The organism is Paenibacillus xylanilyticus (genome assembly GCF_009664365.1).
In the GTDB taxonomy this organism is placed as follows: Bacteria; Bacillota; Bacilli; order Paenibacillales; family Paenibacillaceae; genus Paenibacillus; species Paenibacillus xylanilyticus_A.
This window is the reverse complement of sequence record NZ_CP044310.1, coordinates 2,172,700-2,193,823: the sequence shown is the minus strand read 5'-3', so window position 1 is coordinate 2,193,823 and position 21,124 is coordinate 2,172,700. Positions and strand designations below refer to the sequence as shown.

21 protein-coding genes are annotated in these 21,124 nt (G+C 47.4%); 11 read left to right on the top strand and 10 right to left on the bottom strand.

Annotated features, from left to right (window positions below; all coding sequences use genetic code 11):
- Positions 1-76 precede the first annotated feature (76 nt).
- From F4V51_RS10020 to F4V51_RS10005, 4 genes are all read left to right on the top strand, one after another.
- Complete coding sequence (locus F4V51_RS10020) at positions 77-898, top strand: YitT family protein (protein WP_095288017.1); 822 nt, start codon at positions 77-79, stop codon at positions 896-898.
- A 174-nt stretch (positions 899-1,072) separates the two neighbouring features.
- A complete protein-coding gene (locus tag F4V51_RS10015) occupies positions 1,073-1,261 on the top strand; it encodes a hypothetical protein (protein WP_170948057.1) in 189 nt (62 codons plus the stop codon).
- Positions 1,262-1,424: 163 nt separating this feature from the next.
- Entirely contained in the window at positions 1,425-2,606 is a 1,182-nt protein-coding gene (locus F4V51_RS10010) for a putative glycoside hydrolase (protein ID WP_153977852.1), read from the top strand.
- Between the two features lie 180 nt (positions 2,607-2,786).
- Positions 2,787-4,151 (top strand): MATE family efflux transporter, encoded by a 1,365-nt coding sequence (locus F4V51_RS10005; protein WP_153980638.1) that lies wholly within the window; start codon positions 2,787-2,789, stop codon positions 4,149-4,151.
- A 94-nt stretch (positions 4,152-4,245) separates the two neighbouring features.
- Here the strand turns inward: F4V51_RS10005 and pfkA are convergent, their stop codons facing one another.
- Positions 4,246-5,217 (bottom strand): 6-phosphofructokinase, encoded by a 972-nt coding sequence (pfkA, locus tag F4V51_RS10000; protein ID WP_127536449.1) that lies wholly within the window; start codon positions 5,215-5,217, stop codon positions 4,246-4,248.
- Positions 5,218-5,271: 54 nt separating this feature from the next.
- Complete coding sequence (locus tag F4V51_RS09995) at positions 5,272-6,297, bottom strand: tetraprenyl-beta-curcumene synthase family protein (protein ID WP_153980637.1); 1,026 nt, start codon at positions 6,295-6,297, stop codon at positions 5,272-5,274.
- Between the two features lie 233 nt (positions 6,298-6,530).
- Here F4V51_RS09995 and F4V51_RS09990 point away from each other — a divergent pair, with 233 nt between their 5' ends.
- Both F4V51_RS09990 and F4V51_RS09985 read left to right on the top strand, forming a co-directional pair.
- Entirely contained in the window at positions 6,531-7,871 is a 1,341-nt protein-coding gene (locus F4V51_RS09990) for a polysaccharide biosynthesis protein (protein WP_153977851.1), read from the top strand.
- Between the two features lie 35 nt (positions 7,872-7,906).
- On the top strand, positions 7,907-9,082 hold the full coding sequence (locus F4V51_RS09985) for an MFS transporter (protein WP_153977850.1): 1,176 nt from the start codon (positions 7,907-7,909) through the stop codon (positions 9,080-9,082).
- Positions 9,083-9,213: 131 nt separating this feature from the next.
- Here F4V51_RS09985 and F4V51_RS09980 read toward each other — a convergent pair whose 3' ends face one another.
- On the bottom strand, positions 9,214-9,411 hold the full coding sequence (locus tag F4V51_RS09980; RefSeq protein ID WP_095288023.1) for a cold shock domain-containing protein: 198 nt from the start codon (positions 9,409-9,411) through the stop codon (positions 9,214-9,216).
- A gap of 163 nt (positions 9,412-9,574) precedes the next feature.
- On the opposite strand from F4V51_RS09980, the gene F4V51_RS09975 reads away from it, so the two are divergent.
- The 5 genes from F4V51_RS09975 (at position 9,575) to F4V51_RS09955 (ending at position 13,646) form a co-directional block, all read left to right on the top strand.
- The gene (locus F4V51_RS09975) at positions 9,575-9,808 is read left to right on the top strand and encodes a hypothetical protein (RefSeq protein ID WP_095288024.1); all 234 of its coding nucleotides are present in this window, start codon (positions 9,575-9,577) and stop codon (positions 9,806-9,808) included.
- Between the two features lie 3 nt (positions 9,809-9,811).
- On the top strand, positions 9,812-9,997 hold the full coding sequence (locus tag F4V51_RS09970) for a hypothetical protein (RefSeq protein WP_095288025.1): 186 nt from the start codon (positions 9,812-9,814) through the stop codon (positions 9,995-9,997).
- A 197-nt stretch (positions 9,998-10,194) separates the two neighbouring features.
- On the top strand, positions 10,195-11,985 hold the full coding sequence (gene pepF, locus F4V51_RS09965) for an oligoendopeptidase F (RefSeq protein WP_153977849.1): 1,791 nt from the start codon (positions 10,195-10,197) through the stop codon (positions 11,983-11,985).
- A gap of 137 nt (positions 11,986-12,122) precedes the next feature.
- On the top strand, positions 12,123-12,506 hold the full coding sequence (locus F4V51_RS09960) for a LapA family protein (protein WP_153977848.1): 384 nt from the start codon (positions 12,123-12,125) through the stop codon (positions 12,504-12,506).
- Between the two features lie 99 nt (positions 12,507-12,605).
- The gene (locus tag F4V51_RS09955) at positions 12,606-13,646 is read left to right on the top strand and encodes a M42 family metallopeptidase (protein ID WP_153977847.1); all 1,041 of its coding nucleotides are present in this window, start codon (positions 12,606-12,608) and stop codon (positions 13,644-13,646) included.
- Positions 13,647-13,752: 106 nt separating this feature from the next.
- Here the strand turns inward: F4V51_RS09955 and F4V51_RS09950 are convergent, their stop codons facing one another.
- From F4V51_RS09950 to F4V51_RS09920, 7 genes are all read right to left on the bottom strand, one after another.
- Positions 13,753-14,691 (bottom strand): hypothetical protein, encoded by a 939-nt coding sequence (locus tag F4V51_RS09950; RefSeq protein ID WP_153977846.1) that lies wholly within the window; start codon positions 14,689-14,691, stop codon positions 13,753-13,755.
- Between the two features lie 148 nt (positions 14,692-14,839).
- Positions 14,840-16,771 carry an ABC-F family ATP-binding cassette domain-containing protein gene (locus tag F4V51_RS09945; RefSeq protein WP_153977845.1) on the bottom strand — a complete coding sequence of 644 codons (1,932 nt, stop codon included), beginning with the start codon at positions 16,769-16,771 and terminating at the stop codon, positions 14,840-14,842.
- A 67-nt stretch (positions 16,772-16,838) separates the two neighbouring features.
- On the bottom strand, positions 16,839-17,417 hold the full coding sequence (locus F4V51_RS09940) for a TetR/AcrR family transcriptional regulator (RefSeq protein WP_153977844.1): 579 nt from the start codon (positions 17,415-17,417) through the stop codon (positions 16,839-16,841).
- Between the two features lie 13 nt (positions 17,418-17,430).
- A complete protein-coding gene (locus F4V51_RS09935) occupies positions 17,431-18,240 on the bottom strand; it encodes a DUF92 domain-containing protein (protein ID WP_153980636.1) in 810 nt (269 codons plus the stop codon).
- A 225-nt stretch (positions 18,241-18,465) separates the two neighbouring features.
- Positions 18,466-19,239 carry an ABC transporter permease gene (locus tag F4V51_RS09930; protein ID WP_095288032.1) on the bottom strand — a complete coding sequence of 258 codons (774 nt, stop codon included), beginning with the start codon at positions 19,237-19,239 and terminating at the stop codon, positions 18,466-18,468.
- A gap of 17 nt (positions 19,240-19,256) precedes the next feature.
- Entirely contained in the window at positions 19,257-20,033 is a 777-nt protein-coding gene (locus F4V51_RS09925; protein ID WP_153977843.1) for an ABC transporter ATP-binding protein, read from the bottom strand.
- A gap of 24 nt (positions 20,034-20,057) precedes the next feature.
- Positions 20,058-21,086, bottom strand: coding sequence for an ABC transporter substrate-binding protein (locus tag F4V51_RS09920; protein WP_153977842.1), 1,029 nt, complete (start codon positions 21,084-21,086; stop codon positions 20,058-20,060).
- Between the last annotated feature and the right edge of the window lie 38 nt (positions 21,087-21,124).

The following is a 21,124-nucleotide window of genomic DNA, read 5'->3' as shown; positions in this document are numbered from 1 at the left end:
ATCCACAAATCATTATATCACAAAACAATTCAAGATTACCAGCAATCTGGTTTTAAATATAAATGAGGTGATTAAATTGCCCAAAATAATATGGCACTCTTTGGTGATCATATTGGGTGCTGCAGCTATTGCCTGTGGCTTCAACTGGTTTTTGGTTCCCCATCAGCTGTTAAGCGGCGGGGTATCCGGTATTTCCATGCTTCTTGGTTATTTTACAAGCCTGAATCTTAGTATAATGTACTTTGTTCTCAACATTCCTCTGCTAGTCGCAGGTTGGTTTATTCTTGGACGACGATTTATTATATTAAGCATCGTGTCGGTAGCTGCCACATCCTGGTTTATCGGGTTGCTGCCTGTTTTTGTCGTGGCAACAGACCCTCTGCTCAGCTGTGTGTTTGGCGGCGTGCTCGTAGGTCTTGGTACAGGCATCTCCTTCCGTGTTGGGGGTTCTACAGGAGGACTCGACATTGTGGGTTCCATTTTCACGCGTTACCGGGATTTCCCCATCGGTACCGTTATGGCGGGTATGAATGGGGCTATTATTATGCTCGCCGGTTATTTGAACAATGACTGGAATATTGCTCTCGCCTCCATGGTTTCGATCTATATTACCGGTAAGGTGCTTGATCTGATCCATATCAGCCATGTTAAGGTGACATTGTACATTATCACCAACGAGACGGAAGCGATGTTGAAGAAATTGCTGGTTCGTCCCCGTGGTGTCACCAAGATCAAAACTCAGGGAGCATACACCGACATTGAAAAGGACATGTTAATGACAGTGACTACTCGTTATGAGCTGGTTGAGATTAAACGCATCATCAAGGAAACCGATCCAAATGCGTTCGTTAATATCGTTGAGACAGTCGGTGTCATGGGTTCTTTCCGCCGAAGTTGAGACACATGTACGGTTAACAATTTATTTAATTGTGGTATAATAATTGTGCACGGCTCCTAAATATGATGTATAGCAGGATCTGCCCTTCACTTTCACAGGCCATATGCTTTTCCGATTCGCGCCGAATGACTTACCATTTTGGAATTCGAGTAGGAAAGGGTGATTATTGTGGATATGGAAACGGTAAAACTGTTTGAAATCGTCAACAGATGGTGCCCGGAAATGCTCCCTTTCTTGAAACCGAATGAGCTCGATTCACTTATTGTTCTCCGGGATGGGCTGGGCATTCTGGAGCAGGGAGACGCAATGGAAATCATTCAGTACAGTATTTGTGAGCATCAGAACGACATCTACATTCAATAATATTTTTTTTGATTGATCACGCCGCTTCTTGGGAGGTTATCCTCGCAGGAAGCGGTTTTCATTTTTTCCGAAATGTTTCATCACTTGATTAATATGGTTAAAAGCCCAGAGGCTTTGTTATATAATTCAATCATGGAATGTACATAAAGGGAGTGGGAATAAAATGAACACGTTTTGGGCTTTACTGGCCATGGCCTTGGGGAGCTTCAGTGGAGCAACAGCAACAGCCGATCAGGGTAACCAGCAGCTTCAATCGTTAACCAATAGTTTTAACACCGCCATTATTCAATCCCAAAAGGACCAAGTCGTCATTGATGCGGATAATCCGCCTGCCAAAATTGACCCTCAGCCGGATGCTCCAGTTGTCAAAGGAATTTATGTTACAGCTTACAGTGCCGGAGGAGCCCGGATGAAGGAGTTGCTCGATCTGATTGACAACACAGAGCTTAACTCCATGGTCATTGATATCAAGGACGACCTCGGATACATAACCTACCCTACAGAGAACCAATCGCTACAGAAAATGGGCAAATCCCAACCGTTTATCCGGGATATTGAAGCCTTGATGAAACGACTGCAAAAACATGAGGTCTACCCGATTGCACGGGTCGTTGTATTCAAAGATACGATTCTTGCCAAAAAAAATCCGGAGCTTTCCTTCAGAAACAAGGATGGATCGGTATGGGCCAATGGCAAAGGCGACAGTTTCGTGAATCCTTACAGCAAGGAAGTTTGGGACTATAATATTGAAATCGCCAAGGAAGCCGCCAAGCTTGGATTCAAGGAAATTCAATTTGACTATGTGCGTTTCCCAGAAGGTTTCGAGAACCGTGCGGATATATTAAAATACACCAAAACCGACAAATCACGGGTCGATGTTGTTGCGGAATTTGTTCAATACGCCCGCAAGGAGCTCGCGCCTCTGGGTGTCCGGGTTTCAGTTGATATTTTCGGCTATGCAGCCTCAGTACCCGCTGCAGAAGGAATCGGTCAGGACTTTGTTAAAATCTCCGAAAATGTGGACGTGATCTCACCGATGGTCTATCCAAGTCACTACTCTACCGGATGGTATGGCGTAAAGGATCCTGACAAGGACCCTTACACAACGATCAAAGGCTCCATGGAGGATACACATAAGAAACTCGACCCAATCAAGGATCTCAAGCCGGTAATCCGCCCTTGGATTCAGGACTTTACGGCCAGCTGGCTCGGCAGTGGACACTACATCAAATACGGCAAAAAGCAGGTTGAAGACCAGATTCGCGCAATGAAAGACATGGATGTGGATGAGTATCTGCTCTGGAATGCATCCAATCGTTATACCTCAGGTGTGAACTATAAATGAAGCACTCTTCCCCTACCTATCATCTCCCCGTTCCGCTCACGCGGATCGGGGTTTTTATTATGTTGCCACGTAATTCCGGCCTTTCCCTGTTCAAATTCAGCAAAATCCACTACAATGAATAGCTGTTGTATATAGTTTGATGATCATTCTTATATGAATAGCGAGGCACTTCAAGTGAACATGACTACCACCCGTTTTTCGCAAAAAGTAAAGCAATTCCTGATCATATTTCTACCGATATTCACAACACAAATTGCGCTGTCTGCCATGTCTTTCTTCGATACCAATATGTCAGGCAAGTTTTCCCCAGCGGATCTGGCTGGTGTAGCTATTGGTACGAGTCTGTGGATGCCGGTACAAACCGGGCTTAGCGGTATTCTAATCGGAATCACCCCCGTGGTATCCCACCTGCTGGGTTCCAAGCGCAATGATCAGATCGGCCACAGTGTGATCCAGGCACTCTATCTGGGCATCGCGGTGAGCCTAGCCGTTCTGGCCATCGGAGCTGTAGTACTTACTCCCATTCTCAATGGGATGCCCTTGGAGCCACGGGTTGCCCGGGTAGCTCTTTATTTCTTGAGCGCACTGGCTTTTGGCATCATTCCACTGTTCGGATATACCGTGCTGCGCAGTTTCATGGATGCACTTGGACAGACACGAATAACCATGTTTATTACTTTAGTGTCTCTTCCGGTTAATATTTTGCTGAATTATCTGCTCATCTTTGGACGTTGGGGCTTCCCCCAGCTCGGAGGTGTGGGTGCAGGGGTTGCTACCGCGTGTACATACTGGATCATTTTTTTGATCAGCATCTTCTTTGTTCACCGGATTGAACCCTTCGCCCAGTATGGCGTGTTCCGCCGTCTCTCCGGCATATCACTGGGCAAATGGAAAGAATTGCTCAAAATCGGGGTACCCATCGGGTTCGCTACTTTTTTTGAAACGTCAATCTTTGCAGCTGTCACATTAATGATGAGCCGATTTGATACCATCACGATTGCTGCGCATCAGGCTGCTCTTAATTTCGCCTCTACGCTGTACATGCTGCCAGTGAGCATATGTATGGCCCTCACCATTCTGGTCGGTTATGAGGCGGGTGCAGGACGTTTGAAAGATGCCAAACAGTACAGCTTGCTCGGCATCGGTGGAGCTATTGTACTCTCGCTGCTCACTGCAGTCGTATTGCTCGTGTTCGGGGGACAAATTGCAGGGCTGTATTCAAACGAGCAAGAGGTCATAGCGTTGACTCAGCACTTCCTGATTTATGCCATCTTCTTTCAAATTTCAGATGCCATTGCAACACCGACTCAGGGTGCTCTTCGGGGATACAAAGACGTTAATCCTGCACTGATCATTACGTTTGTGGCTTATTGGATCATCGGTCTTCCAGTGGGATATATTACAGCTACGTATACAGCGCTTGGCGCTTTTGGATACTGGATCGGCTTGATTGCCGGGCTCGCGGTTGGTGCTGCAGCACTTCTATGGAGGCTATTCCTGGTTCAGCGAAAAGCGGCCGTTCGCATGATCGAGCAATCCCGATAAACCGATCGATATAACCTAAACAGATCATCATGTTGAGTCATACAAAAAAAGAGCACAGCCCGTGTAGACGGCGCTGTGCTCTTTTGCTTGTTGTTTATTGAGATAAACGTTGTGCAAGCTCGTAAGTGTTCATATCGAAATCCTTTTTGGTATTAACGACTTTATCGATGTCTGTCAGAACAAGCTCACCTTTGATAATGCCACATCCCTTGTCGGTCTCTCCCGCGATCAGGCTGCGCACAGCAAAGTCTCCCAGACGGCTGGCAAGGTTACGGTCAAACGGAGTTGGCGTACCACCACGTTGAATGTGACCCAGTACTGTTACACGCGGCTCATATGTCGGGCAGCGTTCCATCAGTTCTTTGGCCACATCTTCACCCTTGCCAACGCCTTCGGCAACGATAATGATACTGTGGCGTTTGCCATGTGCGAAGTTGGCTTTCATCCGGTCAGCCACTTCATCCATATCAAATGGAACTTCAGGCACCAGAATCGTTTCTGCACCCGAAGCCAGTCCGGCATGAAGCGCAATATCACCACAGTGGCGGCCCATAACTTCAACGATGGAAGAACGTTCGTGGGAAGACATGGTATCACGCAGTTTGTTGACTGCATCTACCACCACGCTTACGGCTGTATCGAATCCGATCGTGTAATCCGTAAACGAGATATCGTTGTCGATGGTTCCCGGAAGACCCATTGTATTGATGCCGAGTTTACTCAGTTTGTTAGCACCATTGTAAGAGCCGTCCCCACCGATTACAACCAGACCATCGATGCCGCGTGCACGCAGGATGTCAGCCCCCTTTTGCTGACCTTCGGCAGTATAGAACTCTTTGCAACGGGCGGATTGCAGAACTGTTCCCCCGCGCTGAATGATGTCACCTACACTACGCAGATCCATTGGGAATATATCGTTGTTCAACAGACCTTGGTACCCACGTTGAACACCGTATACTTCGAGACCGTGGAACAATCCGCTGCGAACCACCGCACGAACAGCCGCGTTCATTCCTTGTGAGTCACCACCGCTCGTTAAAACTGCGATTTTTTTTACTGCTGTCATGATGTTTCTTCCTCCTCTAGTTTCACTTCAGGCTTCCGCAACAAAGCGCCTGACTTACATATGCTTGCGAATCCAGCGACTGAAGATAAAGAAAAAAACTCTGGTCATTGGACTCTTCTTCATCAAACGCTTGGATATGGCGCGAACTTCCTGCTGTTCGCTGACTTTGGGATCAGACAGGTAAATGGCAAGCAGTCCTTCGATAATCATCCGGTGAAAAGCACTTCCCGGAATATTCTGCACATCACTGCGGGCCATCTCCACAATAAAAGCAATGCGGTCTAGCATCGTCTCCACATTTTCGTAATAATTGCAGAAGTTGAGATCTCCACCGATACGATCTTCATCCTGATCGATTAAATAATCGAGCATAATGTGCAATGCGCATACATGCGGAAAATAGGCAGTATGGATTGAGGCCGCCTGCTCTTCAGTCAGCTGATCATCACTCGCAGCCAGAAACAGCATGAATACGCCCAGCGTAGAGCCGGTAGCGGCGGCAAATTCGTTCCAACGGAACTGAGGTGTACGGTGGCGATGCTCTGCCCACCACTCAAGCAATGCCGTTTCTCTCAGTTCCGGTTTGATGTGCTTATATACCTGCAGGTCCGTGTATAGGCCTGCCAGATCCTGAATTTGAGGCTTGGCGGACGCATATCCAGGCAGCTGACGTGTGAGCTCCTGACATGTCGTCACCAGATTCCGTAAGTATCCACCGTCGTCCTGCTCCTCACGGAGCGCATAATAATTGACCGGTGTTGCTTCGGGATCTACCGCATCAAGCATGGATTGATGGAGAAGCCGAAAATCATTCGGGTCCATCGATGTGCTGCGGTCGCACAGATTGTCCAAATAATCACTAATGGTTTGATAAGAAACGATGAGCGGAATCAAGATGTGCCTCTGCGGCATATCGGGCAAGGCATAAACCGTTCCACCTTCACAGTGAAACTGTTTGTCCTTGAGACTAGCGAGTGCCTGATTGCGCAATTCCTCATTCGGAATTTTCTCAGCCTTAGCTCTCCACTCAGCCAGTTCTTTCCGCGTTTCCGGAATGGTGTACTTGTACACCCTTCTCATCAATTCCAGCGGTCCCCGCGGATATTGATGTCGAGTTTGATTAGATTGGCTCAAAATAAATGTGCCTCCACTTGGTTGAATACGTATTAGAGCGATTTTTAACCAATCCCATTATAATATGAACCCCTTAATTGTACAAATGATCTACCGCATAATCACGGGAAAAAATCGCTTCCGCCAACTAGCCTTTGTGATATACTAAGCATATTTCATCCATCAAAGGAGTCGTTGACATGATGTCAAGTGAGCCTCTCTCGTGGAGACGGTTATTTGCTTTTTTTGTACCGCTAGGCATATCCGCCTCTTTGGTTACCATTTCTCACGTAATTATTAATAGTACACTCGCCAGATCCGCCCATCCGGAGACGGTCATAGCCAGCTACGCTATTGCAGGCAGCCTGCTGACCCTTACGGAACGCCCCTCCACACTGCTGCGGCAAACCTGTTCTGCGCTGGTACGGGACCGTTTGTCCTTTCAGGCCCTCACTTTCGTCACCAAAATATTTCTTGCCTGCGTACTGCTGATCGGATTCCTTATCGTATACTCTCCCATTGGTACAGTGGTTTTCAAATATCTGTTCGGCGTGAGTCCCGATTTATTGTCCAAAGTAATCGATGTCTACGAAATCCTGATGTACGTCAGTATCTTCTCGGTCATTCGCAATATCTATCAAGGCATTATCATTACGAATAATCGGACCAAGTGGCTGACGATAGGCATGTTATTCCGTCTTGGAGGCATGTATGGCCTATCCTTGTATTTCATCTATACAGACAGTATTAACAGTGGTCGTGTAGGCGCTATCATTTTTGCGGCAGGTATGATGATTGAAGCGCTCGTCAGTTTTCTTGAGGGAAACAGCATCAAGCGGGGCATGCCAGCCAAGCTGGAGGATCATCCTGTCGAAAACAAAGGAGACGTTTTCCGCTTCTACAAACCGCTGCTGTTATCCAGTTTTGTCGCCTTGTTCATCGGACCTGTCATTAATATCGTCCTTGGCAAAACGACAGGTATTGCGCTGGCTATTTCTTCTTTTGCCGTAGCCAGCAGTTTGATGCAGCTCATGTTAAGCTTTTTCACCTACATCCATCAAATTGTGCTTAATTTCTATGAGATTGATGCCAAACTGGTGAAAAAATTCGCACTGGTGACCGGATTTATTCCGTTTGCCATGACAGCAGCCATAGCCTATACACCTCTAGGTCCATGGGTACTGGAAAATGTAATGAGTGTTCAAGGAAACCTGCTGCAGCAAAGTTTGTGGACGCTGCGGGCCTTTGTGCTATTTCCGCTGATTTCGCCTTTTCTTGATTTCAGCAATGGGCTAATCCTGCTGCGGGGACAGACCAAAACGATGTTCCGCTCCCAGTCAGCCAATGCCATCTGTACCGTGATCGTCCTGCTCATTCTGGTTAGTATCTTCCCGGCTTGGAACGGCATGATTGGTGCGGTCGCCCAGTCACTCGGTCTGCTGGCAGAACTGATCATTGTATGGCTTGTCATCCGGCGCACGCAGAAGGAACCTTCGATGTCTGCTCCACCGTCCCGCAAGTCATCTTCACTTAAAGGCTAAATACTGAAATGTAATAAAGAATGGAGTCTCTCAACATGAAATTAAGTCACAACGCTCGCCCGGATCAAAACTGGCTGCGGGCACTTATGTTTACAATCTTCGGTTCGACCGTGCTCGTCGTATCCTATCTCCAGCTCTACTTCAGTCATCTGGGATTCAGCCGGGCCGAGATTGGCTACTTGTACGGTATCGGTCCACTTGTCTCCGTTTTCTCCAACATGTTCTGGAGCATGGCCAGTGACCGCTACAAGACGGTTCGCAAAGTCATGATCATTCTGCTCGGCGGACAATTAATTACAGGCGTCATGCTCGCCAATGCGACGTCCTTTGGCCAAGTATTTATCTTGGTGACGTTATTTTACTTTTTCTACTACCCGGTCTACCCGCTTGCCGATACAATGGCGATTACCACCGCAAGCAAATACGGTCGAAATTTCACGTCCATTCGAGTTTTCGGCTCCATCGGCTATGCTTTTTTTGCATTAAGCATTGGGTATTTTCTTGGTTCTTTTGGACCCGGGTGGACGATGTGGGTGTGTGTTACACTTGCGGCCATTACACTTCTGATCGGTTTCCGGTTGCAGGATCAGAATGAACCCTCTGGAAGCAGCAGTAAAATGGATCTCTCCGGGCTCTGGGCAATCCTGAAACGCAAAGATGTGCTGAGCTTTTTCGGATGTGTCTTCCTACTCGCATTAGGGCATCGGATGAACGAAGCTTTTCTCACCATCACGCTGAAGGATCTCGGTGCCAGTGAAGGCCTGATCGGCTGGTCGCTGCTCATCTCTTCCGTGAGCGAGATTCCTATATTCCTGCTGCTCAGCAAGTATGGCAATCGGTATAAGGAGCTTCCTTTACTCACCTTTGCTGCACTTATGTACACCCTTCGTTTATTTCTGATGTCTGTATCGGATACACCAGCGGCTGTTGTCGCCATTCAAACCATGCATAGCGTCACCTTTGGCATTTTCTACGTAACAGCGGTCCGCTATATTACCCGCCTTGTACCCGATGCGTATCGTGCGACAGGTATGGCCCTGTTCACCATCGTATGGTCAAGTGCCTCAGGTCTGCTGAGCGGAACCTTTGGCGGGTTGATATTAGATCATGCAGGCAGACAGGTCTTCTACCTTACGGCCATGGCCTTCTCACTCGCTGCACTTCTTGGTTTCATCCTGAAGCTGTTATCCAGCATGACCAAACGTGCATAATGAGCATACCTTACTCTCTTTTTATAAAATGAACACAAAAAAGCACAGTCTCCGTAGGGGGACTGTGCTTGGGTTCTTTATATTCAGCTAGAAGCCAATCATTTATAAGAAATCCGTTGAACGGAAAAATCTTACAATTTAATTACGTTAGCTGCTTGAGGACCACGGTTTCCATCAGTGATTTCGAATTCTACCGCTTGACCTTCTTCCAATGTTTTAAAGCCGTCGCCTTGGATTGCGGAGAAATGTACGAATACGTCCTCGCCGCCTTCAACTGAAATAAAGCCATAGCCTTTTTCTGCGTTAAACCATTTAACTGTACCTTTCAAATGAACAACCTCCTAAAAATATCGCCATCTATGGCGAATACCCTCATTATACTGTATGACATTCCACTTTGCAATTTATCTTTTCAATAAATGCGGAAAAAATTTGCTTTGAAACGTAGGGTACGGTATCATTTTACCAAAACCGTAAGTTTGGAGACTATCTATGATTAAAAAACATGAAATATACAAAAGAGACAAGTGGAATATGATGACGGTAGAAGTACAAGGTAAATACCTCGTACTCCGTGAAATTTCAGAGGAATGGGGCGAAGAATGCCATACATTTCTCAGCCGTCCTGCCTTGATGCACTGGGCTGAGCGCCGTTTTCCAAAAGCCGATTTCGAGAACCGCGAGGATGAATGGCGTCAGCTGATGGCTGCTTTCAAAGAGGTGTAATGAATGACGCTTGACTCAAGCAATGTTGTCATTTTCATTATCCTTGCCTTTTCACTGGGAGTTGTGCTTATTCTGGGGCGCAGTTCCATCCCGGATCGGCTGCGACGGGGAATGGCCCTAATAGCCACGTTGCTGATTTGTTTTGCTTTTTTCCTGATCGTCTATTTCCTGGCCAATATGGGAGCCTAGTGTTCTCAAATATTTCAACAGGCCCGAGGCCATACTATACCGAACTGCTCGTATAGTCAGGAGGAAGGCCGTTGAAATATCGAAAATCACTGTTTGTCATACTAGTACTCAGTCTGATTCCTTCGTCTCTCTCCGCACAAGCGAGCGAGACGGGAGCAGATTGGTCTATACATCAACTTCATCAAAGGAGGATTCCCATGAGTCAATTATTGAAACGTTCCGAGGTGCCAACTGAACATACGTGGAAACTCGAAGATTTGTTCGCCGATCAGAAAGCCTGGGATCAGGAATACGAAGAAGTAACGTCTCTGACCAAGAAAGCCTCCGAGTTTCAAGGTAAGCTGAACAAGCCGGAATCGCTTAAGGCATGTTTTGAACTCGAAGATGAGGTAAGTCTCAAAATTGAACGCCTTTTTGTGTATGCACGTATGCACCAAGATGAAGACACAGCTAATCCTACATACCAAAACCTGTCCCAAAAAGCACAAAAGCTGAGTGTGCGTGTCGGAGAAGCTCTTTCCTTTGTCACACCAGAAATCCTCTCTCTGCCGGATGATCAGCTGGATGCATTCATTGCAGATGAGAAACTGTCTGCATTCAAGTTCACACTGGAAGAGATGAAACGTGAGAAGGCGCATGTCTTGAGCAAAGCGGAAGAAGCCCTGCTTGCACAGGTGGGCAACTTGTCCCAAGCGCCGCAAACCATCTTCAGCATGCTGAATAATGCCGATCTCAAGTTCCCGAAAATTAAGGATGAACACGGCAACGATGTGGAGCTTACCCACGGAAGCTACATTCAATTCCTGGAGAACCCTAATCGCGAAGTTCGCGAACGTGCCTTCAAAGCCGTGTATGAAACGTACGCCAAACAGAAGAACACGATTGCTGCAGCCCTGAATGCCAATGTCACCAAAAACATGTTCTATGCGAATGTCCGGAAGTACCCTTCCGTAATGGAAATGTCACTGTACGGTGACAACATTCCAACAGAGGTTTACACCAACCTGGTGGACACCATTCATGAAAGCCTCCCGCTGCTGCACCGTTATATGGATCTGCGCAAAAAATTGCTCGGTGTGGATCAATTGCATATGTATGACTTGTTCGCTCCTCTGGTTGATGAGTATAAAATGGACATCACTTATGAGGAAGCAAAACAGACCGTCAAAGATGGCCTGAAGCCGCTGGGCGAGGATTATGCGAATACATTGCAGGCTGGATATGATGACCGCTGGATTGACGTATATGAGAACGAAAACAAACGTTCAGGTGCTTACAGCTGGGGTGCTTACGGCACACACCCATATGTCCTGCTTAACCATAAAGACAATCTGAACAGCATGTTTACACTGGCACATGAAATGGGTCATGCTCTGCATTCCTATTATTCGGATACTACCCTTCCGTATCGGGATGCACAGTACACCATCTTCCTGGCAGAGGTTGCATCCACAACCAATGAAGCATTGCTGATGGATTACCTGCTTAACAAATCCACGGATCCGAAGGAAAAACTGTATCTGTTGACCTATTATGCAGATCAATTCCGTACAACGGTGTTCCGTCAAACGATGTTTGCCGAATTTGAGAAAATCATTCATGAGCGTGCTGAACAGGGCGAGGCCCTTACACCGCAGCTCCTGTCTGAAATTTATTACGACCTTAACGTCCAATACCATGGAAACAGCATGGCTGTGGATAAGGATATTGAGATGGAATGGGCACGTATCCCCCATTTCTACAACAGCTTCTACGTTTATAAATATGCAACGGGCTTCTCTGCTGCAACGAGCTTCTCCAAACAGATTCTCGAAGAAGGTCAGCCTGCGGTAGACCGTTATCTTGGCTTCCTCAAGAGTGGTGGAAGTGACTACTCCATCAATATTCTAAAAAAAGCAGGCGTGGATATGTCTTCTCCACAGCCAATTCGCGAAGCCATGAGTGTCTTCAAAGAATTGATTGAACAGATGGAACAATTGACTAAATAAAGTTGTCTCTCTGTTACATGCAACCTGCATCCCTTGCCCATTTCGGGCAAGGGATTTTATAATCAAGCCAGATGCACAGCGCCTTCTTTGGGGTAATGCATTCGTATTCCTGAATTGTTCAACAAGGAGGCACCACCATGAAAATGCAATGGACCCTCATCGCAGGTCTTGTTTTTGCACTTCTTACCGGAATCTTCGCTGTTATTAATGTGGATTCCGTGCAAGTTAACCTGCTGTTTAACACGGTTCAAATCCCTCTGATTTTGCTGATTCTGGGCTGTACCCTGATTGGCGGAATCATCGTTGGATCCTATGGCATCTTCCGTCAGTATCGATTGCAGCGTGAGAACAAGCAATTGAAATTGCGTGTAACCGAACTGGAGAACACGGCTTCGAGCTATTCTTCACCGGGTTCCACCGCATCGATGGGAGCCTTCGAATCAACTGAAACGGATCGCATGGCTGAGACGGATTCCATCCAGAGTCAGCAGCGCAAAGGAAATTCTGCAGATTCGTTGTAAGAAGAACAAGCAGCCTGCTGGCATAAGGAATGGATGTCCCATTCGACCAGACAGGCTGTATTCTTGTTTGGGAACACTGATTATGAGGAGGAACTCTATATGAATTTTACAATTAATGAATCCTACGTCCTGGATCTTCTGAAAAGGCTGCTGGATACGCCGAGCCCAAGTGGCTACACACACCACATTATCGAAATGATCCGGGAAGAAGCCCAATCATTGAATATTTCGTTTGAATTAAATAACAAAGGCGGAGCGGTACTCACTTTGCCTGGGCAGGATGCCTCCAAGACCATTGGACTCAGTGCACATGTGGATACGCTAGGCGCGATGGTACGATCCATCACTTCTTACGGTACACTCAAGCTAACCTCTGTGGGTGGATTCACCATGCACAGTATCGAAAATGAGTATTGCACGATCCACACACGTGATGGCAAAACATATACCGGTACGATTCTCTCCCTGCACCCTTCGGTTCATGTCTACCCTGATGCCCGCACCTTTGAGCGTAAGGAAAGCCATATGGAAGTTCGTATTGATGAAGTGGTTTCATCCAAGGAAGATGTTCTTGAACTCGGTATCGGCGTCGGTGACTTTATTTCATTCGATGCACGTGCGGTTATTACGCCAAGCGGATATATCAAGTCACGTCATCTGGATGACAAAGCTAGCGTGGCTGCCCTTTTCGGCATTCTGGAATCTGCTCATCGGGAAGGCTGGAAGCCTCTACATAACGTCTCTCTGCTTATTTCGAATTACGAAGAAGTTGGACATGGCGCCTCGTATATCCCGTCCGAGATCAGTGAATTGATCGCCGTAGATATGGGGGCAATGGGGGACGATCTCAGCTGTAAAGAAACGGATGTATCCATCTGCGCCAAAGATTCTTCAGGTCCATATGATTATGACATGACGAGTCGCCTGATTGAACTTGCCAAGCAAGCCAATCTCGATTATGTCGTTGATATTTATCCACAATACGGATCAGATGGCAGTGCTGCCTTGCGAGGTGGAAACAACATTCGTGCTGCTCTGATTGGTCCTGGTGTACATGCTTCCCATTCGATGGAGCGTACGCACAAGGATGCCGTTGTGAATACAGCCAGACTGCTCGCTTCATACATCACAACCAAGTAATCACCCTCTGTATACTTCAGGAGTATAGGAAGATGCCAGCAACAGCTCACATCGCTGTCTGGCATCTTTTTTTACCCTATCATGTTCTCCTAACTGGACATCCACCTTAATCAGCCTGCTCCACATACTGACGATATTGCTGCTCGATTTGTGTTAATTGCCTCTCATGATCACGAATTTCATTTTTTAACACATGCAATGTACGACGGACGGTAAGACGGCCCTCTTCCACCTGCGATTCGGCTTTTCGGATTTTGTCCTGCACCATCCAGTCCACGAAGAGATTATCGAAGAAGTAGTCTGCAAAGGATAATAATCCTCCAAGCTCCAGGTCAGCGTGTACCGCCATTTTCACATCTTCAAGCTCCTTCTGGAATCGCTTCAAATGTCTTCCCGCTTCCGTTAAGGCAGATTGAGCGTCATCCATACGACCGCGTTTGATATGAGTGGATATCATACCTCCGCCCACCATATCGTATATTCCCCAATTCCCTGCAGACTTGAGCGCATCCCCCGCACGGCCTAGTGCACTTAGCAGTCGTTCCCCTTCGCGGTCTGCCTCCTTAAGTTCCTTCATTTCTCCGCGTAAATGTTCCAGATCCTCTGCCAATTGCCTAAGTTCATCGTGATTCGCCAGCAGTTGATTTTCCTTTTTACCCCACAGCACCTTGTAATCATTTTCCCAGAATCGATATTTACTCTGCTCATCCAGTTCGCGCTGCACTTCTTTCCTCTGCTCGTGAATGTCTTGTAACATTTGGCATGCGGTATCATACTCAGCCTTACTCTCCATTAATTCGAGTTCTTCCTTCTCCAGCTTCTCCTGCTTTTTACCAATCAAGTTATAGAAAAATGCAGATAAGGTCATGCCATTCAGCCGGTCCACATCTTTCTGCTCCTTCCGGAGATGCTCCAGGCGCCGCTGTACTTTCGCCTTCCACTCAGCTTCTTCCTGGTTCAACTTCTCCAGGCGATTGTTCCATTTCTCGTAAATTCTCCCCTTTTCCTTGAGCACAGCCAGTTGTTCATTCAATTCTTTATACATAAATGTGGTGTTCTCTCCTTTCACTGGAATGATTTCCTTAATACTTACAACGTAATGGATATGGCTAACGTTTCATATAAAAAAATCGCCACCCTTCAAAACAAGGCGTTAAGCCCTATTTTAAAGGATGACGATTTGTACTTTTAGATTAGGATTTGCTTTTCTCAATCTGCTCTGCAAGCTCATTCAGGAACGTCCAACGTTCCATCAGTTCTTCCAGATGACGCTCTGCTTCAGCCTGCTCTGCCATGAGTTCCTGCAAACGGGCTGAATCACTGAAGGATTCCTCCATCGCCGTGTTGATCCGCGCAAGGTTAGCCTCGGCTTTCTCAATATTCTCGTCGATCTGATCATACTCCCGTTGTTCCTTGAAGCTAAACTTCAGCTTCGGCTTGGCCGTAGATGCAGCAGGCTTAACCTCATCTGTTTTTGCTTTTTTCGCTGCTGACCCAGTATCACTCACCTGAGAAACTCCCGGTGCATTCTTCAGCATCCATTCGGCATACTCACTGTAGTCGCCAACATGTACCCGGATAGCTCCGTTGCCCTCGAAGGCTAGCACTTTATCCACTGTACGGTCCAGGAAATAGCGATCATGGGAGACAACGAAAACAACACCAGGGAAGTCATCCAGGTAATCTTCGAGTACCGCCAGCGTCTGAATATCCAGATCATTCGTGGGCTCATCCAGCAGCAATACATTGGGCGCAGCCATCAATATACGCAGCAGATATAGACGACGTTTCTCCCCACCTGACAGACGGGATATTGGCGTCCACTGCGACGCAGGAGTAAAGAGAAACCGTTCCAGCATCTGGGCTGCCGTGATCAGGGATCCATCTGCCGTCCGCACATTCTCGGCCACTTCCTTGATATATTCAATAACACGCAGAGATTCATTCATCTCCTGATGCTCTTGCGTAAAATAGCCCAGATTAACGGTTGGACCGAGAACGACTTCTCCAGCATCCGGTTCCAGTTTACCTGAGATCAGCTGCAGCAGAGTCGATTTACCACTGCCATTCGGACCCACAATACCTACCCGGTCACCAGGCACAGCGATATAGTTCAGGTCCTCAATTAATTTCCGTCCACCTGCAGATTTGGATAAGTGCTCAATCTCAAGAATCTTCTTGCCCAAACGAGTAGAGCCTACCGAAACCTCCAAAGAGCCAGAACGATTCGGCCCCTGTTGATCCTTTAACTGTTCGAAACGGTCAATTCTTGCTTTTTGTTTCGTAGTCCGCGCCTTGGCCCCGCGACGGATCCAGGCAAGCTCTGTACGCAGCAGGTTTTGCCGTTTTTGCTCCGAGGCTGATTCGCGCTCTTCCCGCTCAGCCTTGAGCTCAAGGAAGCGGGTGTAGTTTGCTTCATAACGGAACAAACGTCCATGGTCCAGCTCCAGCATCACATTCGCCACACGATCCAGGAAGTAGCGATCATGCGTAATCATGAGGAGTGCACCGCGACGTTTTTGCAGATATTGCTCCAGCCAAACAACAGAATCATTATCGATATGGTTCGTCGGCTCATCCAGAATAAGAAGCTCACAGGGGTGAATTAGCGCAGACGCTAGAGCCACCCTCTTGCGTTGTCCTCCGGACAAGTTTCCCATTAGTGCGTCAAATTGACGAATACCCAGTTTGGACAGAATGCTTTTGGCTTCACTTTCCATCTGCCAGGTCTGAAGCTGCTCCATCTGTTGATTCAGACGCAACAACCGCTCTTGCAAGGCAGGATCGGATGGATTCAATTCGAGCAGTTCCATCGTCTCCGTGTATTCACGCACTGTTCTCATCTCTGGGCTATCGCCCTCAAATACTTGCTGCAGTACGGTATTGTCAGGGTTAAATTCAGGATTCTGTGCCAAAAACTGAATACGGACATCATTTCCGATAGCAATCTGTCCCTCATCAGCCGGTTCCATGCCTGCAATTACACGCAGAAACGTGGACTTTCCCGTTCCGTTTACGCCAACGACGCCGATCTTATCCTGATCGCCCATGCCAAACGAGGCGTCCTTGAACAATATTTTTTCGCCATAGCTTTTTGAAATTTGCTCTACCGTCATTATGTTCATTGCTCGTTACCCACTTCTCTGTAAATTGAGATTCAAGAGTCTCTTGATTCCATGCTCATGATGATACTTATACTTGTAAAAAAGAACGACAACCGTCCAGAAATAGTGCCGCTGCAAAAGCAATCCGTTTATTCAGATCTTCCTCATTGAACTCCGGATTCAGCATAATATCCATCTTCAATCGATCCAAAATCCCGATATAAGCTTCTGCCAAAAGCACAGGCTCAGGTACACTTGCACTTTTCAGCACCTCACACACCATGCTCATATACTCATTCATAAAGGCCTTCATGAATTTCATTAGATCCGGATCGTTATTAGGTGCCATAAAAAACAGCTTTGTATGATTGCGCCGCTCGTAATAATAAGTCAGGTGTGTCTTGGCAATTGCGCCAAGCTTCTCACCTGTATTCTTCTGAGATTTCAAGGCGTAATCGAGCCTGCTGATAAAACTGTTACAGTCCCGCTTGGAAACTGCGACGAATAGTTGTTCCTTGCTCTTGAAATATAAATAAATGGTGCCTTTTGCAATGCCAGCTTCTTCAGCAATATCGGACATTTTCGTCTCATAAAATCCTTTTGATCCAAAAATACCATAAGCCGCATCCAAAATAGCCTCCGACTTGTCTCCCTGCACAGTGCTCACTTGCACTCCCTCCCTACAGCGCCAAAATAATACCCAAACCGATAGCCACACATCCGCCGATCACCGAACTCAGCACGTTAACCAGATCGTTGTTCATCCATGTCCAGCCTCGTGCGCGAACGGTCTTGTGACCACAGTGTTCACTGACCTCAACTTCTCGGCCGCATACAGTACAGTGATACATCAACTGGACTGTTGCTCCAAGGTAGGAATCGGCAAATGCTCCAGCCAGTCCACCTACAAGCCCAACACACGTCCAGCTTAGAAATCCGAGCGTTTCAAAGTCTGCGATCCAAGAAAAGATAAATGCCCCTGCTCCAATTAATGCTCCGCCTATTGCCGCCGCTGTTGTCCCAAGTAACGACACACCACCGGAAGCGCCCGGGGTCAGCACCTTCCAACTCACCACGGAACGTGGCGGCTTGCGGCTCAGGCTTCCGAGTTCGGTAGCCCAGGTATCGGATGTTACGGTTGCCATTACACCAATGAAAGCATAGATCCAGGCCGGGTGTGGGAATATCCAGTATCCCAAACATAGAAGCATGCCCATTCCGCCGTTGGCAAACACTTGCCCTGCATCCCGATTGCCTGTCTTGGCATACGATTTCTCCAGCTCCTGCTTACGTTCCTTACGATACTTGGACAACAGGGTTGAAGTTATGAAAAACAAAAGCAGTGTGCCAAACCAAAACAGGTTGCCTGCCCCGTAATAGATCGTTCCCATCAACACAGCCGCCAAGCAACCGGACAGGGTTAGCGACTTCTTCGCGTAGGCTGCACCCGCCACAATAAAAGCGCATACGGCGCCGATAATCCAGTCCATAATCTCTCCTGCATGTGGCAGCATCTATGGTCCACATGACGTTAATGTTATTTTTGAAATTCAATTATACCACGGTTTAAGCCCAATGCCGAAACTCCCGTTGCAAGCAAGACAAAAACCTGATCCGGCAGCTTAGAAAGCTGCGAACCAGGTCTGCTGGAGGAAATATAATGGATCGAAACTGCCCTTTTACAAAAGTCATCGCGTCGTCCGTTCTGTACAGTGTCAGCCTCGCTTGACCCCGCCAATGACGCCATACCGATACAATACACGGCGACCAAACCAGTTGAACAAACGATCCGTGAGAAAACCCATGAACCCCAAGGAGATGAGACCAACAAAAATCCAGTCCGTCCGGAAAAATAACCGTGAATTCCAGATCAGATAGCCTACACCTTCATTGGAAGCAATCATCTCTGCACCGATAATGGCCATATAGGAAGTTCCCATCGCCAATCGAATACCTGTGAAAATGTATGGGGTCGTAGCTGGGACAACTACATGCAGTAAAATCTGCCACTCATTCGCGCCCATACTGCGGGCTGAACGAATCTTATCCTCTTCAATGGACAGGACACCCGTCAGTGTATTTAGTACAACAATAAAAAATGTCGCATACATGATCAAAGCAATCTTGGACTGTTCCCCAATGCCGAACCAGACCAGGAACAATGTAATGAAAGCAATCGGCGGGATAAAACGAATAAAATTAAGAAAGGGCTCGGCAAACAGACGGATGATGTGAACCTTGCCGATAAGCAGCCCTACCGGAATGGCAATGACACTTCCCAGCACCCAACCGGCCAGTACACGTGTGAAGCTGATCCCGATATACTGCATGAGTGTGCCGTCCGCAATTAATTCGCGAGCACCCTGCACAGTATCCCATGGACCAGGAATCACGTCCGGCCCGTAGAGCAATGCACCAAGCTGCCATATCAGAATGACTGTAACCCACAATATCGGTACAGACACCCACTTTTTCTCCAACCATTTCATGGTCCAGATCACCTCAGTTATTCTTCAAAATGGCTTTGAATCTGATCGTACAGGCTATTGAATTCAGCCGAAGCAATATTTCTCGGATAAGACTGAACGTTATGGTAAATATCCGTTATGTTCGACGAAGGCCCCACCGACATAATTCCGATCCGTTCACCGAGCAATAGAGCCTCCTGGATGTCATGGGTGACAAAAATAACGGTCTTATGAGTTTCCCTCCAAATATTCACCAGTTCCTTCTGCATGACTCTTCGAGTCATGGCATCCAGCGCACCGAAGGGTTCATCCATGAGCAGAATCGCCGAGTCATTGGCGAGCACCCGCGCCAGTTGGACCCGCTGCTTCATGCCTCCAGACAGCTCCTTCGGATATTTCCCTTCATGTCCTCCCAATCCCACGAGCTGAATGTAACGGTCCGAAATCGTACGGCGTTCAGACTTGGGCACCTTGGACATCCGAAGCCCGAATTCAACATTTTCCCTTACGGTAAGCCACGGAAAGAGTGAGGAATCCGCCTGTTGGAACACCATTGCACGATCCCTTCCGGGTCTGTCGATCTCCTTGTTGTTCACTTTAAGCTGCCCGCCCGACTTGGAGATAAAACCCGCGATCATATTAAGTAACGTTGATTTTCCGCAGCCGCTGGGACCAAGCAGAACGAAGAATTCGCCGCCCTTGATCACCAGATCAACATCCTTGATAATGTAATGCACTTCTCCATTGGTTGGAGCGTTGTAGGTCTTTCGAAGCTGTTCAATATGAATCGTGTGACGATCTGCGGGTAAGGACATAAGGACACCTCCAGTACGTTTTGGTTATTCGGTATATGTTACTTTATCCGGCAATGCCTGTTTCAGAAGTTCAAGGTTTAACTTGCCTTTGAGATCAAAATCCTGCTCAATAATTCCGTTATCCACCATGTATTGCTTCTGTCCCGCCAAACTATCATAAGCTTCCTGGGTAAAGCCAACGACCCACGGATTGATGGGAAGATCCTTCAATGTTGCTTCCTTGGGTTGCTTTGTCTCCTTGTACATTAGATCCGCCACCTCATCAGGATGAGCTTGGGCATATGTTGAAGCTTGATCCAGCGCCACAAGAAATCCCTTTACCGTTTCCGGATTCGCTTCAATGAACTCATTGCTTGCAACCAATCCCATGCCGAGCCTTACCGGAGTCTGGGACATATCTGTCAGCTGATGCACGCCTTCGAGCGTATCGAACTTGTCGGTTAATGCAGATCCGATAACCCAAGTGGCATCCAGTTCCCCTTGCTTCAAAGCAATATAGGACTCATCGAAGGCCCCTTGCCCAATCTGCTTCACATCACCAAGCGCAAGCCCCTGATCCTTCAAGTACTCATCCCACAGATAAGGAATGAATGTTCCGCGAATAAAGCTTACGCTCTTGCCCTTCAAGTCTGCACCCGTCTGGATCTCATCCTTGGCATACAGCTTCCATGCAGCTGCTGCTTCATCCGTTGTCTGACCCGCAGAAGCGATGATCGAATAATCCCCTTTGGCCAGAGCGTTCAACACCGGGAAGTCAGCACCGTAGGCAATGTCGACCTGTTTGATAAACAGTGCATTCACGCCTTCAGCCGGAGAACCAAACGTAATGCTCTCTGCATCAATGCCTTGGCTTTCAAAGAACCCTTTGGCAATGGCTACCCTGAACGTCGGGTTGGTGCTTGTATCCGCTATGCGGATTTTTACCTTGGCGGCACTACCTTCGGAGCCGCCCTTCGCTTCGGACACCGTTCCGTTTGAAGAACATCCGGAGATGATAAAAGTTATGGAAAGGAGCAATAAGAATGCTCCCTTTAAAATGGCTGTTTTTTTCACAACATGCACCCCGTTCAATCAATTTATCCTCGGCTACC

Excerpts from the sequence above, each read along its gene's own strand:
- F4V51_RS09960 (WP_153977848.1), top strand. The coding sequence starts at position 12,123 with ATGAAAATGCAATGGACCCTCATCGCAGGTCTTGTTTTTGCACTTCTT.
- F4V51_RS09970 (WP_095288025.1), top strand. The coding sequence starts at position 9,812 with ATGACGCTTGACTCAAGCAATGTTGTCATTTTCATTATCCTTGCCTTT.
- F4V51_RS09945 (WP_153977845.1), bottom strand. The coding sequence starts at position 16,771 with ATGAACATAATGACGGTAGAGCAAATTTCAAAAAGCTATGGCGAAAAA.
- F4V51_RS10010 (WP_153977852.1), top strand. The coding sequence starts at position 1,425 with ATGAACACGTTTTGGGCTTTACTGGCCATGGCCTTGGGGAGCTTCAGT.
- F4V51_RS10005 (WP_153980638.1), top strand. The coding sequence starts at position 2,787 with ATGACTACCACCCGTTTTTCGCAAAAAGTAAAGCAATTCCTGATCATA.
- pfkA (WP_127536449.1), bottom strand. The coding sequence starts at position 5,217 with ATGACAGCAGTAAAAAAAATCGCAGTTTTAACGAGCGGTGGTGACTCA.
- F4V51_RS09985 (WP_153977850.1), top strand. The coding sequence starts at position 7,907 with ATGAAATTAAGTCACAACGCTCGCCCGGATCAAAACTGGCTGCGGGCA.
- F4V51_RS09995 (WP_153980637.1), bottom strand. The coding sequence starts at position 6,297 with ATGAGAAGGGTGTACAAGTACACCATTCCGGAAACGCGGAAAGAACTG.
- F4V51_RS09950 (WP_153977846.1), bottom strand. The coding sequence starts at position 14,691 with ATGTATAAAGAATTGAATGAACAACTGGCTGTGCTCAAGGAAAAGGGG.
- F4V51_RS09925 (WP_153977843.1), bottom strand. The coding sequence starts at position 20,033 with ATGTCCTTACCCGCAGATCGTCACACGATTCATATTGAACAGCTTCGA.
- F4V51_RS10015 (WP_170948057.1), top strand. The coding sequence starts at position 1,073 with ATGGAAACGGTAAAACTGTTTGAAATCGTCAACAGATGGTGCCCGGAA.
- F4V51_RS09975 (WP_095288024.1), top strand. The coding sequence starts at position 9,575 with ATGATTAAAAAACATGAAATATACAAAAGAGACAAGTGGAATATGATG.
- F4V51_RS09930 (WP_095288032.1), bottom strand. The coding sequence starts at position 19,239 with ATGAAATGGTTGGAGAAAAAGTGGGTGTCTGTACCGATATTGTGGGTT.
- F4V51_RS09935 (WP_153980636.1), bottom strand. The coding sequence starts at position 18,240 with ATGGACTGGATTATCGGCGCCGTATGCGCTTTTATTGTGGCGGGTGCA.
- pepF (WP_153977849.1), top strand. The coding sequence starts at position 10,195 with ATGAGTCAATTATTGAAACGTTCCGAGGTGCCAACTGAACATACGTGG.
- F4V51_RS09990 (WP_153977851.1), top strand. The coding sequence starts at position 6,531 with ATGATGTCAAGTGAGCCTCTCTCGTGGAGACGGTTATTTGCTTTTTTT.
- F4V51_RS09955 (WP_153977847.1), top strand. The coding sequence starts at position 12,606 with ATGAATTTTACAATTAATGAATCCTACGTCCTGGATCTTCTGAAAAGG.